The 12,562-nt window shown below is 60.8% G+C and carries 11 protein-coding genes; 7 read left to right on the top strand and 4 right to left on the bottom strand.

What is annotated here, in order from left to right; genetic code table 11:
• Nucleotides 1-2: 2 nt before the first annotated feature.
• The 4 genes from RE428_RS23370 (at nucleotide 3) to RE428_RS23355 (ending at nucleotide 3,954) form a co-directional block, all read left to right on the top strand.
• Nucleotides 3-1,010, top strand: a complete 1,008-nt coding sequence (locus RE428_RS23370) for an aspartate carbamoyltransferase catalytic subunit (RefSeq protein WP_004579741.1) — start codon at nucleotides 3-5, stop codon at nucleotides 1,008-1,010.
• Nucleotides 1,007-2,296, top strand: a complete 1,290-nt coding sequence (locus tag RE428_RS23365) for a dihydroorotase (protein WP_004579742.1) — start codon at nucleotides 1,007-1,009, stop codon at nucleotides 2,294-2,296. The genes RE428_RS23370 and RE428_RS23365 overlap by 4 nt, the downstream gene beginning before the upstream one ends.
• Before the next feature lie 146 nt (nucleotides 2,297-2,442).
• The gene (locus tag RE428_RS23360) at nucleotides 2,443-2,739 is read left to right on the top strand and encodes a hypothetical protein (RefSeq protein ID WP_004579743.1); all 297 of its coding nucleotides are present in this window, start codon (nucleotides 2,443-2,445) and stop codon (nucleotides 2,737-2,739) included.
• Nucleotides 2,740-2,904: 165 nt separating this feature from the next.
• Nucleotides 2,905-3,954, top strand: a complete 1,050-nt coding sequence (locus RE428_RS23355; protein ID WP_004579744.1) for a putative solute-binding protein — start codon at nucleotides 2,905-2,907, stop codon at nucleotides 3,952-3,954.
• Nucleotides 3,955-4,049: 95 nt separating this feature from the next.
• Here the strand turns inward: RE428_RS23355 and RE428_RS23350 are convergent, their stop codons facing one another.
• Nucleotides 4,050-4,325, bottom strand: coding sequence for an HU family DNA-binding protein (locus tag RE428_RS23350; protein WP_004579745.1), 276 nt, complete (start codon nucleotides 4,323-4,325; stop codon nucleotides 4,050-4,052).
• A 445-nt stretch (nucleotides 4,326-4,770) separates the two neighbouring features.
• Here RE428_RS23350 and RE428_RS23345 point away from each other — a divergent pair, with 445 nt between their 5' ends.
• From RE428_RS23345 to RE428_RS23335, 3 genes are all read left to right on the top strand, one after another.
• Nucleotides 4,771-5,829: a hypothetical protein gene (locus RE428_RS23345; protein ID WP_004579746.1), complete on the top strand. Its 1,059-nt coding sequence runs from the start codon at nucleotides 4,771-4,773 to the stop codon at nucleotides 5,827-5,829.
• A gap of 100 nt (nucleotides 5,830-5,929) precedes the next feature.
• Nucleotides 5,930-6,949, top strand: a complete 1,020-nt coding sequence (locus RE428_RS23340; protein ID WP_004579747.1) for a putative solute-binding protein — start codon at nucleotides 5,930-5,932, stop codon at nucleotides 6,947-6,949.
• Nucleotides 6,950-6,995: 46 nt separating this feature from the next.
• On the top strand, nucleotides 6,996-9,080 hold the full coding sequence (locus RE428_RS23335; RefSeq protein ID WP_085988665.1) for a TRAP transporter large permease subunit: 2,085 nt from the start codon (nucleotides 6,996-6,998) through the stop codon (nucleotides 9,078-9,080).
• A gap of 380 nt (nucleotides 9,081-9,460) precedes the next feature.
• Here RE428_RS23335 and RE428_RS23330 read toward each other — a convergent pair whose 3' ends face one another.
• The 3 genes from RE428_RS23330 to hslR all read right to left on the bottom strand — a co-directional run bounded on the left by RE428_RS23330 (nucleotide 9,461) and on the right by hslR (nucleotide 12,509).
• Nucleotides 9,461-10,993 (bottom strand): phosphoenolpyruvate carboxykinase, encoded by a 1,533-nt coding sequence (locus RE428_RS23330; RefSeq protein ID WP_004579749.1) that lies wholly within the window; start codon nucleotides 10,991-10,993, stop codon nucleotides 9,461-9,463.
• A gap of 196 nt (nucleotides 10,994-11,189) precedes the next feature.
• Nucleotides 11,190-12,041 (bottom strand): Hsp33 family molecular chaperone HslO, encoded by an 852-nt coding sequence (gene hslO, locus RE428_RS23325; RefSeq protein ID WP_004579750.1) that lies wholly within the window; start codon nucleotides 12,039-12,041, stop codon nucleotides 11,190-11,192.
• A 63-nt stretch (nucleotides 12,042-12,104) separates the two neighbouring features.
• A complete protein-coding gene (hslR, locus tag RE428_RS23320) occupies nucleotides 12,105-12,509 on the bottom strand; it encodes a ribosome-associated heat shock protein Hsp15 (protein ID WP_004579751.1) in 405 nt (134 codons plus the stop codon).
• Nucleotides 12,510-12,562: the final 53 nt, after the last annotated feature.

Raw genomic sequence — 12,562 nt, 5'->3', positions numbered from 1 at the left:
GGATGACCACAACCGACGCCTCCGCCCGCGCGCTGCAACTGAATGCCGAAGGCCAGCTGCGCCATTTCCTGACCATCGACGGCCTCGACCGTCCGCTACTCACCCAGATCCTCGACACCGCCGACTCCTTCATCGAAGTGGGCGAGCGCCGCATCAAGAAAGTCCCGCTGCTGCGTGGCCGCACCGTGGTGAACCTGTTCTTCGAATCCAGCACCCGTACCCGCAGCACCTTCGAACTGGCGGCCAAACGCCTGTCTGCTGATGTGCTCAACCTGGATATCAGCACCTCGGCTACCTCCAAGGGCGAATCCCTGTCGGACACCCTGCTAAACCTCGAGGCCATGGCCAGCGATATGTTCGTGGTTCGCCATTCCCGTAGTGGTGCGCCCCACTTTATCGCCCAGTCGGTGACCCCGGGCGTCGCGATTATCAACGCCGGCGACGGCCGTCACGCCCACCCGACCCAGGCAATGCTGGACATGCTCACCATTCGCCAGAAAAAGGAACGCTTCGAGGGGCTGAAGGTGGCCATCGTCGGCGATATCCTGCACTCCCGGGTCGCTCGCTCCCAGATTCGGGCGCTCAATACCCTGGGTGCCGAAGAGGTTCGGGTGATCGGTCCCAGCACGCTCTTGCCGCGGGATGTGGAGAGCCTGGGCTGTAGGGTCCATTACGATATGCCATCCGGTCTGAAGGATATCGACGTGATCATCATGCTGCGCCTCCAGCGTGAACGCATGGAAGGCGCCTTGTTGCCCAGTGAACGGGAGTTCTACAAGGTGTATGGGTTGAATACCGACAAGTTGGCCTACGCCAAACCGGATGCCATCGTGATGCATCCGGGCCCCATCAACCGGGGTGTGGAAATCGAATCGGCAGTGGCCGATGGGCCGCAGTCGGTTATCCTCAACCAGGTCACTAACGGCATCGCCATCCGCATGGCCGTCATGTCCATGGCGATGAGTGGTCAACGAGCGCAACAGGGGTTGGATGCGGAGGTGCGCGCATGAACCATCCGTCCCTGCGAATCGAGAATGGCCGGCTCATCGACCCGGCGACTGGCTTGGATGTGGTCCAGTCGCTGCTGATCCGTGACGGCAAGATTGCTGCGACCGGTGCCGAGGCGGATGCCGCCGGCGCCGATGCGGTGATAGATGCCAGTGGCGGACTGATCGTGCCCGGTTTTATCGACCTCTACTGCAACCTGCGAGAGCCGGGCAATGGCCAGAAAGGTTCCATTGCCAGCGAAACCCGGGCAGCGGTGCGCGGCGGATTCACCACCGTTTGCGCGGCACCGGACTCCTCGCCGATCAACGACTCCAGCGCGATTACCCACCTGATTCTCGATGTGGCCGAACGCGACGCACCGATTCGTGTGCTGCCGTTGGGTGCCGCCACCAAGGGGCTGTCGGGCGAATTGCTGAGCGACATGGTTGGCCTGTCCAACGCTGGCTGCGTCGCCTTGAGCAATGGTTCCGCACCTTTGGTCAATGCGCGGGTCCTGCGGCGCTGCATGGCCTACGCCAAGACCTTCAACATGACCTTGATGCTGCATCCGCAGAACCGGTCATTGGCCGCTGATGGCTTTGCTCACGACGGGTTGGTGACCGCACGGTTGGGGTTGCTGGGGATTCCCGAAGTGGCGGAGACCGCGTCGGTGATGGAGATGATCCTGCTGGCGGAGGAAACCGGTGTGCGCCTGCACCTGAGCCAGTTGTCCTGTGCCCGCAGCGTGGAGATGGTGTCCGATGCCCGTGCACGCGGCGTGCCGGTGACCGCGGATGTGGCGATGCATCACCTGGTGCTGACCGAGGAAGCCCTGGCGGGTTTTGACAGCCGTTTCCATGTGGAGCCGCCGCTGCGTTCGGAAGCCGATCGCAAGGGCCTGATCGAGGGCGTGCGCTCCGGTGCGATCAGCGCCATCGTCAGCCAGCACCAGCCCCATGACCCCGCAGCCAAGAACGCGCCGTTGGGGGATACCGAGCCGGGTCTGTCGAGTATCGAGAGTGTGCTTTCGATGGGATTGGTTCTGGTTGAAAACGGAGAGCTGGATCTGGGCTCGCTGGTGCGCGCTCTGACTACGGGGCCGGCAGAGGTATTGGGTCTGGCAGCGCCAGGGCTCGGCAAAGGACAGGTGGCCGACCTCGGCTGGATCGATCCCCAGGCGAATTGGACGCCCAAGACGGATTCACTGTTCTCCGCGGGCAAGCATGCGCCAATCCTGAACGAGACGCTCAAGGGGCTGGTCAATCAAGTCTGGCGAGCCGGCCAATCGGTCTATATCCGCCAGGATTGATCGATATCGCCTGATGCGCCTGTATCGGGCTGCTACACTGAACGAGATGGCATGACGCACCAGCCTGCGTCGGGCCGACATAACCGGTCAGTGTGGCGTGAGCCTGGCACACGTGCCTGACGTCGAATCAAGCAACGGAGACAAACATGGGATTTCTCTCGTTTATCGCCCTGCTGGCGATCATCTGGCTGCTGTGGACATTGTCCCGCAATACCTCGGATGCTCTCGATAAGCAGACCGCGCTGCATCACCAGATGGTGGCCCTGGAAAAGCGGCTGGAAAGCCTGGTCGAGCAATTGGCGGAAGAAAAGAAGGCAAACGGTCAGAAAGCCAAACCGGCCGCCCGCAACCGCCGCTCCAACACCGGGAAAAGCGGAACTGGTTCAAAGACTGGCTCGAAATCCTCGGCGGCGTCTGCGGAGTCCGAATCCAAGCCTGAGTAAAGGTGCCCCTGCGAATGCGGGCCTTCCCGCCAGACCCTTCCCCCTAGCATGCGCGAATGGCAGGAGTGCCTGAATGCCCGGGGCGCTGCTGCCAACGTAACCCCACTGGGGCCTTCCTATTCTGGTGCCGCATGGCATGACAAGAATAAGCAGGAGTGCTCCAGCATGTTTAGCAAACCCCTAGCGCAACGCCTGTCCGGCGTCGCGCTCTCCCTCAGTCTGGCGCTAACCGGCGCCGTCCAGGCGCAAACGGCTGCCCAGACCGACCAGGAACCGCAAGCGGACATCCTCAAGCGCAGCTTCTGTGTGTTCGATCCGGTCGGCGCCAATGGTCCGCTGTTCGCCATTACCAAGACCTTCAAACCCGTGGCCCTGCGCGAAGGCATCGAACTCGATCTGCGTGCCTACACCGACGAAAAGGTGGCTGCCGAGGACTTCAAGGCCGGCCAATGCGACGCCGTGCTGCTCACCGGTACCCGGGCGCGCGAGTTCAACAAGTTCACCGGTAGTCTTGAAGCGATGGGGGCCATTCCCGGCGAAGAGGAAATGCGCCTGCTGTTCAACACCCTGAGCCAGCCCAAGGCCAAGCCTTTCCTTACCAATGAGCGCTACGAGGTTGCCGGTATCTTCCCGGGCGGCGCGGTCTACCTGTTCACCCGTGATCGCAGTATCGACACCGTGGAGGAGTTACAGGGCAAGAAGATCGCCACCCTGGATTACGACACGGCGTCCCTGACCATGGTGCGCCATGTGGGCGCCTCGGTGGTGGGAGCCAACTCCGCCAACTTCGCCGGCAAGTTCAACAACGGTTCGGTGGATATCGCGTACGCCCCCGCGGTCGCCTATACGCCGTTAGAACTCTACAAGGGGGTTCGACCCAACGGTGGCGTCTTCAACTACGCCGTGGCCTATATGAATTTCCAGGTGATCCTGCATCGTGACCGTTTCCCGGAGAGTGCCGGCCAGATGGTGCGTGACGAGGCCGTCCGGCGCATCGAGGAGGCTTACCAGATTATCGCCCAGGCAGAGGCTGAAATCCCCGACGAGGCCTGGATGCACCCGCCACAGGAAGATGTCCAGGAATACAACCAGATGCTTCGGGAAGTGCGGCTTTCCCTGTTGGAAGAGGGAATCTACGACGAGCGCGCGATCCGGCTGATGAAAGCCATTCGTTGCCGGGTGGATGCGTCCCGCGCCGAGTGTGTCTCGGGCTGAGGCTATTGCGCATCAGGATGGGGAGGGGCGTCAGATTGAGCGAGCGTTGGCCAGGGGAAGTCAGCCGGCCACGAGAGTGGCCGGCCATCCGGAGATTACTTGGCGACAGCTTCTTTCAGCGCCTTGCCAGCCTTGAACCCGACCGTCTTGCTGGCGGGAATGTTCATGGTTGCGCCGGTCTGCGGATTGCGACCGGTGCGTGCCTCACGCTTGCGGACACTGAAGGTGCCAAAGCCGATCAGGGACACGTCCTGGCCCTTGGCGGTAGCAGCCTGGATCTGGTCGGTGAATGCGGTGATGACTTCGCTGGCTTTGTCCTTGGTCAGACCGGCCTGCTCTGCGACTGCACTGGCAAGTTCGGGTTTGCGCATGAATATCTCCTTCGTTATTGGAAAGACGGCGTCTTCGCATGTTCGCCGCCGACTACAACCGGGCAGAATGCCCGGCCTGGCGTCCTGCTGGGTTGATTCGCAGATTTACTGAACTCCGGAACGCTTTGAGAACAAGGCGCGGCAGCGAAGGTCAAGCAATCAATCAAACAGGACACGAAAGCCTCATCGGAGGTTCCTAACAGGTATAGCGTGTTCCGTGGCGGTGTCAAACAACTTAGTTAATTGCCAGTAAGGTTTAAAAGGGGCCGGCGATGCAGGTTGCGCAGTATGCGATAGCGGCTTTGAGGCACTCGTCTCACAAAAACGGCACTGACTTGAGGATAATCCCGAATCTGTAACATATCGTTACACAGGTTTTGTGCCTTGATGGCTCATTGGCGCTCCGGAAGTACATAAAACAAGAACGCAGAAGGTGGCAGGCTGTATGAAGAAAACAACGGATATTCCTCGCGCGCGCCGATGGCCCCGTTTCCGTATCTGGCTGGTGGCGCTAGCCGGCGGTTTTTCGCTCAGCGGCTGTGGTGTCGTGAATCATATGATCTACAAGACCACCGGTGATGTCATGCAGGGGTTCTCCAAGGAGCACACCGTGCCCTACCTGCTGCAGACCGGCGACCTGGCCATGGCCTGCGCCATGAGTGAATCGGTGCAGCCCCTGCTGATGTCGTTCGGCCGGGTGACCACCGACCCGGACCAACTGGCAGTGATGATGAGCCTCCAGGCCGGCGGCTGCGCCGAAGACCGGGGCCGCGAAGCGGAGCTGCAGAGCATCGCCGCCTTGCGCGCCCGTAATCCGGAAGAGGCTGAGGACGCCATTATCCGCCAGAAGCGCTATTACGCGTTGGCGGCCGAGCGCTACTTCAAGGGCTGGAGACATTTCAAGGCTTACTACGGCGACCCGGAAACCGAGGAATGTCCAGATTTCGATGAAGACCTGGACGAGTTCATCTACCTGGCCGGCCTGCTTTCCGGACTACAGGCGCTGAACGCCGAGATCCAGTCCACTGCACCCATCGGTGTTCCCAAGAACGTCGGCTCGGTGGCCGCCCGGGCAACAAGCTGCCTGGACAACGAAAAGTGGTGGGGCGCGCCCATGGGTCTACGGGCGACCGTCTGGGCGATGATCCCGGGCGCCCAGCCGGAAGGGGAGGATGCCTTTGAACGTCTGGACGCTTCAGACGCCCTGGGCGAGGCCGCTGGCGTGCGTATAAGTCATGTCTTTCATGTCATCGCCGCCTGGAACAAGGGTGATATGGAACGGGTGCGCGCGGTCATTCGCCGGCATGCGGAGGCGATCGAGAAGCGGCCGCCGGCGGACGGGTGGGTGTTGGTGGACCAGTTGGCCACCCACAACATTCTCGCCATCTCCGACAAGTTGTGGATGGAGAACACCGGTCACCGCACGCCGATGGGCGGTTTGGGTACCTTTTGGGACGATGAAGCACCTACCGGTGAAGTGATCGACCTGGACTCCCTGTTGTAACGCGGACCGACGCCATCGTTTCATGCGAGGAAGTCAGCAACCAACGGGGCGCTGAGCGTCGGAACCGCATAAATAACGATAAGAAACGGAGACACTCAACATGAAACATGGAAAGCGGAGCCTGGCCGCCCTGGCGCTGGCCTGGCTACTCAGTGCCGGGCTGGTGCACGCCGACACAGGCGAAATGATCAAACGGTCGTTCTGCGTGTTCGACCCGATCGGCTCCAATGGCCCCCTGTTCAACGTTATGAAATCCGCCCGACCGACGGCCATGGGCTGGGGTGTGGATCTGGAAATGCGGGCCTACACCGATGAGAAGATTGCGGCGGAGGAATTCAAGGCCGGCCAGTGCGATTCGGTCCTGCTGACCGGCACCCGCGCGCGGGAATTCAACAGTTTTACCGGCAGCATCGAAGCGCTGGGCGCGCTGACCAGTGAGCCCCAGATGCGAATCCTGCTCCAGACCCTGGCCCAGCCGTCGGCGGCATCCCTGCTCAAACGCGAGAACTACGAAGTGGCGGGTATCCTGCCGGCCGGTTCCATCTACCTGTTTATACGCGATCGCAAGGTCGACACAGTCGAAGAGCTCCAGGGCAAGAAGATCGCGACCCTGGACTATGACAACGCGGCTGTAACCATGGTCCGCCATGTGGGAGCGTCGGTGGTGGGCGCCAACTCGGCCAACTTCGCCGGCAAGTTCAACAACGGCAGCGTGGACCTGGCCTATGCACCGGCCGTCGCCTACACGCCGCTGGAGCTCTATAAGGGCGTGAATCCCGGTGGTGGCGTATTCGCTTACAAGCTGGCGCAAATGACCTTCCAGATCATCCACCATGCCGACCGTTTCCCGGAGGGGTATGGCGATAAGGTACGCGGCTATGCCTTCTCCCGTGTTGACGAAGCCTACGAACTGATCAAGGCAGCAGAAAAGGAGATTCCCCAGGCGAGCTGGATGCATCCCACCGAACAGCAGGTGCGGGAATACGACCAGATGCTGCGCGAGGTGCGCCTGGCCCTGCGTGAGGAAGGCACCTACGATGCGCGGGCATTGAAACTGATGCGGGCCATCCGTTGTAAGGACGATCCCACCCGGGCGGAGTGTGCCATTGCCGCGGAATGACGCGGTGAGCTTCCAATAACAACAATCGCGACAGGGCTCGAACGTGATGTCTGCCAGTGTATTGACCGAGAGGGGAAGGGTGGCCCGCCGTACCGGGCTTGAGTGGTTCTCTTCCTTTCCCGCCTGCATCCTGTTGCTGCTGGTCGTGATCTTCTCCACCAGCAGCGATATCCACAACCAGATGCTCCAGGCCGGCGAGCAAATGTGGAGCGGTTACTACAAGTTGCGGGTCGACCCGGTGGCGCCCAGCTGCAACCCAAACCGGGATATCGACGCAGAAGTCCAGCGTCAGGTGCTGGAGGCGCACCAGGCGCCGGCAGATCCCTTGATGAGCCTGTTGGGCGAACGAACGGTCAATCCAGCGGATATTCGCGCCGCCGTGGAAAACGCAATTGCATTGTGTCAGCAAAAACACGCGGAATTCGATAGCCTGCAGGGTCAGATCACGCCGGCGCTTGAAGTGTACCGGGCGGTCGAGGGCTTCGTGGCGGATGTTATCGCCCTCGGACTGACCTCCCAGCGCTACATCCTCGTGGTGTTAGTGATGTTGTGCGCCGCCACTGCCACCCTGACGCGTCACCATATCGCCATGCGGGCCATCGATACACGGCTCGACTACACCGTCTCCTATTTCCTGCAGACTGTCGCCAACGTCATGCTGCTTGGGTCGAGTGTGCTGTTCCGCCAGACCTCCCACGATGCCGGGGCGGACATCACCTTCGAGCGGGAGATCTTGCACGACCTGTGGATCGTCGGCTTCGCGGCATTGACGCTGGTCAGCCTTTATCGTCTGGTACGTCCGCCGGCAGATCTACAGGAAGGCGGCGACCTGATGAAGGCCGGTCTGGCGGTACCGCTCTACACCGTGATGTGCCTGATTTCCGGTACCTACTTTGCGCTGCTTGGGCACGCTTCCGGCATTGGTGTCTACCTGGACAAGATGATGGAGTTGTCCGACATGTTCCTCAATGTCGGCCTCTACGTCTGGGTCGGGATGATGCTCAAGCAGACCCGGCTGGCGCCCCTGGTGTTCAATGCGTTCCGGCCGTGGCGCATGCCGCCGGAGATGCTGGCGGTGGTCGCCGTGATCGTGGCGGCCGTTCCCACGGCGTACACCGGCGCTTCCGGGATCTTCGTCATTGCCGCAGGCGCTGTGATCTACAGCGAACTGCGCGCTGCCGGTGCCCGCAGACACTTGGCCCTTGCCGCGACGGCGATGTCGGGTTCGCTGGGTGTGGTCCTGCGCCCCTGTTTGCTCGTGGTCGTTATCGCCTACCTTAATCGGGAGGTGACGACGGATGTCCTGTTCGGCTGGGGCATCTGGGTATTCCTGCTGACTGCGGTGATGTTCCTGGTGGTCTCGCTGACCGTGAACCGTCAAAGCCGCTTCGAACTGGCGCCGGTCGCTGAAGCCCTGCCGGCGATGTTGCGAGCGCTGGTACCACTGATTCCCTATGTGCTGGTGGTTGCGGTGGTCGTATTGTTCTACCGCTGGGCACTGGACGTGGGTATGGACGAGTTTTCCGCCCCGCGCATCCTGCCGGTGATCATGCTCGCGATCCTGGTCTACGAACACCTGGCTTTTCGTAAACGCGGCCGGAAAGAAGCGGCGCCCAAACACCAGGGCATCGAGCGAAGCATCCGCGGCGCCACCAACGACACGACCTCGGAAATCGGGGCCTTACTCCTGTTGTTGGGGCTGTCGGTAAGCATTGGCGGCGTTATCGAACGAGCCGAGATTATGCAAATGTTCCCGCAGGCGTTCGGCAGTGCCTGGACCGCCATGCTGCTGATGGTGGTGGTGCTAGTAGTCCTGGGGATGATCATGGATGCCTTCGGCGCCGTTATCCTGGTTAGTGCGACCGTGGCGACGATTGCCTACGGCAGCGGTATAGACCCGATCCATTTCTGGATGACAACGTTGGTGGCGTTTGAACTGGGCTACCTGAGCCCGCCGGTGGCGTTGAATCACTTGCTGACCCGGCAGGTGGTGGGGGAGACCGAGGTGTCGGCGGCCCTGGCGGAGACCGGAACCTTCTACCAGCGGCACGAGCGTATCATCATGCCGTTGATCGTGATGGGGATTTCGTTGGTGTTGGTGGCGTTTGTGCCGTTGATGTTTTATGCGTGATGGCTATCTATGCCTGATGGGCTATCCGGGGGCTAAGATCCTGTGTAGCCGATGCTTCAGCTTCGGAGCGCCCATCGGGCGCCGATAATCGCTGGAGCCCCGAGCCCTTGGCAGGCTGGCGCCTGCTCCGAAGCTGAAGAGGGTGTTGCAAAACTACTGCGCTCGGCCATGCGGCGTTGGAAATCCGCTCGTGCGCGAGTCCGATCAAAATGCTCATTTACGACCAGTAAACTGCGCTTTTTCGCGAATTTCCGCCTTGCCTGGCCTTCGCTCGCTACGTTTTGCAACACCCTCTGAAGCATCGGCTATATGGGACGGGGGAAGCAAAAACAAGAAAGGCGCCTCGAAGGCGCCTTTCTCATTCTGGTATTCCAGATCCCTTAAAGCTTGGGACCCGCTGCCACGATGGACTCAGCGACATCGAACTTGCTGAAGTTATCGACGAACTGCTTGATCAGCGCCTGGGCCTTGGCGTCGTACTCCGCCGGGTCGCTCCAGGTATTGCGCGGGTTCAGCAGCTTGCTGTCCACATTCGGCACTTCGACCGGGACGTCCAGGTTCAGTTTGTCCAGGTGCTCGGTTTCCACATCGTCCAGCTTGCCATTCTGGATGGCGCTGATAATCGCACGGGTTGTGGGGATGCTAAAGCGCTCGCCCACACCGTAGGGACCGCCGGTCCAGCCGGTATTTACCAGGAACACCTTGCTGCCGAACTCCTCCATTCGCTTCATCAGCAGCTCGGCATAAACGCCGGCCGGGCGCGGGAAGAACGGAGCACCGAAACAGGTAGAAAAGGTGGACTTGAGCTTGGATGACGAGCCCATTTCCGTCGAACCTACCAGCGCGGTATAGCCACTCAGGAAGTGGTAGGCCGCCGATTCCTTATCGAGGATGGACACGGGCGGCAGGACACCGGTCATGTCGCAGGTCAGGAAGACGATCGCAGACGGCTCACCGGCACGATTCTCCAGGACCCGCTTCTCCACGTGCTCCAGCGGATAGGCGCAGCGGGAGTTTTCGGTCAGGGAGACGTCGGTGTAATCCGGCTCGCGGGTTTCGTCGTCGATAACCACGTTCTCGACGATGGCCCCGAAGCGGATAGCGTCCCAGATGATCGGCTCGTTCTTCTGGCTCAGGTCGATACACTTGGCATAGCAGCCGCCTTCGATGTTGAAAACGGTGCCCGGACCCCAGCCGTGCTCGTCGTCGCCGATCAGGTAGCGATCGGGATCGGCGGACAGCGTGGTTTTGCCGGTGCCGGAGAGGCCAAAGAACAGGCAGGTCTCGCCGTCGTCACCCACGTTGGCGGAGCAATGCATCGGTAGCACGTCTTTTTCCGGCAGCAGGAAGTTCTGTACCGAGAACATAGCCTTCTTCATCTCGCCGGCGTAGTGCATTCCAGCCAGCAGCACCTTGCGCTTGGCAAAGTTGATCATCACGCAGCCGTCGCTGTTGGTGCCGTCGCGCTCGGGATCGCACTGGAAGTTGGCGGCGTTGAGGATCTGCCATTCCTGCTTGTCGGCCGGGTTGAAGTTGTCCGGGCGGATAAACAGGTTGCGTCCGAACAAGTTCTGCCACGCGGTTTCGGTGGTCATGCGCACCGGCAGGTAGTGCTCCGGGTCGGAGCCCACATGCAGGTGGGAAACGAATTGGGTCTTATCCGCCATGTAGGCTTCGACGCGGTCCCACAGGGCGTCGAACTTGTCGGCGTCGAACGGGCGGTTGATCGGGCCCCAGTGAATAGCGTCGGAGGTGCTCGGCTCCTCGACGATAAACCGATCCATCGGGGAACGTCCGGTCCGTGCGCCGGTCTTGACGACCAGGGAGCCGTTGGATGCCAGACGGCCTTCGTTGCGTTCCAGCGCCAGTTCAACCAGCCGCGCAGAACTCAAATCAGTGTAAGCGTTACTCACTTCGACCTCGCCCTAGAGATGTATTCGAAATTGTTCGATTCGATGCCGGGGACGGGACTACCCAAGCCCGAAGCTGGCGGTTTCGTGAACAATCAGGCGCGCTATTATGCCAGAGAGCCCGGTAAAAAACGACTGCCCGGGAAGGCGCACGGTTGTGGGCTCTGCGGGCAATCTAGCGTACTATTTTTAAGCTCGGTTAATGCAGCGAATGGCCATGGAACAACTGGTCGATATCGTTGCGGTCAAAACGGTACTGGGCATGGCAGAACTGGCAATCCATTTCGATGGCCCCCTGCTCGTCCAGGATGCTGTAACACTCGTCCTGCCCGATCGATTCCAGCGCCGCCAGGGTGCGTTCCCGGGAGCAGCTGCACTGGAAACGGACGGGCTCGGGATCGAACAGCCGTACGTTTTCTTCATGGAACAGGCGGTGCAACACCGTCTCGCTTTCCAGTTCCAGCAGTTCGCCAGCTTTCAGGGTGCTGGCCAGGTGTCCCACGCGCTGCCAGAGGTCCTCGTCCAGCGACTTGTCTCCGGGAAGGCGCTGCAGCAGCAGACCAGCGGCCTGGTTACCGTCGGCGAACAGGAACAGCCGGGTCTCGATCTGCTCGGAACGTTCGAAATAATCCTCCAGGCATTCGCTCAGGTTATCATGCTCGCGCGGCACGACGCCCTGGTAGCGCTGCCCCTGTTCCGGCGTGATGGTGATCGCCATGCGGCCCGTGCCCAGGATATCGTCGAGACTCTCGCCAGTCGGCGTGGTATCGAAACGCGCGATACCACGAATCGCACGGTCATGACTACATTCTGCTAGCAAGGTCCGTACCGGGCCGTCGCCTTGAGCCTGGATGGACAGCGTGCCTTCGAACTTCAAGGTGCCGCTGAGCAGCACGCTGGCGGCAAGGGTTTCACCGAGCAAGTGCTGGATGCGGCCGGGATATTCGGTTTGTGCAACGATCTGCTGGAAACTGTCGGACAGGCGTACCCACTCGCCGCGGACTTGGCTGTCGTCGAACAGGAAACGTTGGAACTGGTCGTCCAATGCCATGAGCTGACCTCGTTAAGACGGGAAAAGGTGATAGTGGATCCGATCGAACGGGAACACGCGGACCTACAGTCCGTGTTGGTCGCGAAAACGCTGTAGGTCCCTGCGATCTTTCTTGGTTGGGCGCCGGGCTGGAGGCAATTGGGCAGCTTGCATGGTCTTGCGCTGCCAGGCTTCTTCCTCGCGTTTCTTCTGACTGTCCGGCGTCTCGTGGTAGAGCGTCTGGGCTTGAGGCGCACCCCGGCGACGATCACTGATGTCGTCGACGATGACTTCTTTTTCCTGGTGTCCTAGCCGTAACCGCAGGCGCGCACCAACCTCGACCGCTTTGCCCGGCTTGGTGCGCTGGCTGTTGTAATGAACCTTGCCGCCTTCGATGGCTTCCTTGGCAATGGTTCGGGTCTTGTAGAAACGTGCGGCCCAGAGCCACTTGTCTAGCCGCACCCGTTCGCTGGTTTCCGCTGAACTCATGGTGCTCCGGTTTCAGGGTTTGCTGTCATCACGTCAGGCGTGGTCAATCCTCT

The organism is Marinobacter nanhaiticus D15-8W (assembly GCF_036511935.1).
GTDB lineage: Bacteria > Pseudomonadota > Gammaproteobacteria > Pseudomonadales > Oleiphilaceae > Marinobacter_A > Marinobacter_A nanhaiticus.
This window is presented reverse-complemented; position numbering and strand designations above follow the sequence as displayed.

Coding starts and splice junctions, on each gene's coding strand:
- RE428_RS23370 (WP_004579741.1), top strand. CDS start 3: ATGACCACAACCGACGCCTCCGCCCGCGCGCTGCAACTGAATGCCGAA.
- RE428_RS23365 (WP_004579742.1), top strand. CDS start 1,007: ATGAACCATCCGTCCCTGCGAATCGAGAATGGCCGGCTCATCGACCCG.
- RE428_RS23360 (WP_004579743.1), top strand. CDS start 2,443: ATGGGATTTCTCTCGTTTATCGCCCTGCTGGCGATCATCTGGCTGCTG.
- RE428_RS23355 (WP_004579744.1), top strand. CDS start 2,905: ATGTTTAGCAAACCCCTAGCGCAACGCCTGTCCGGCGTCGCGCTCTCC.
- RE428_RS23350 (WP_004579745.1), bottom strand. CDS start 4,325: ATGCGCAAACCCGAACTTGCCAGTGCAGTCGCAGAGCAGGCCGGTCTG.
- RE428_RS23345 (WP_004579746.1), top strand. CDS start 4,771: ATGAAGAAAACAACGGATATTCCTCGCGCGCGCCGATGGCCCCGTTTC.
- RE428_RS23340 (WP_004579747.1), top strand. CDS start 5,930: ATGAAACATGGAAAGCGGAGCCTGGCCGCCCTGGCGCTGGCCTGGCTA.
- RE428_RS23335 (WP_085988665.1), top strand. CDS start 6,996: ATGTCTGCCAGTGTATTGACCGAGAGGGGAAGGGTGGCCCGCCGTACC.
- hslO (WP_004579750.1), bottom strand. CDS start 12,041: ATGGCATTGGACGACCAGTTCCAACGTTTCCTGTTCGACGACAGCCAA.
- hslR (WP_004579751.1), bottom strand. CDS start 12,509: ATGAGTTCAGCGGAAACCAGCGAACGGGTGCGGCTAGACAAGTGGCTC.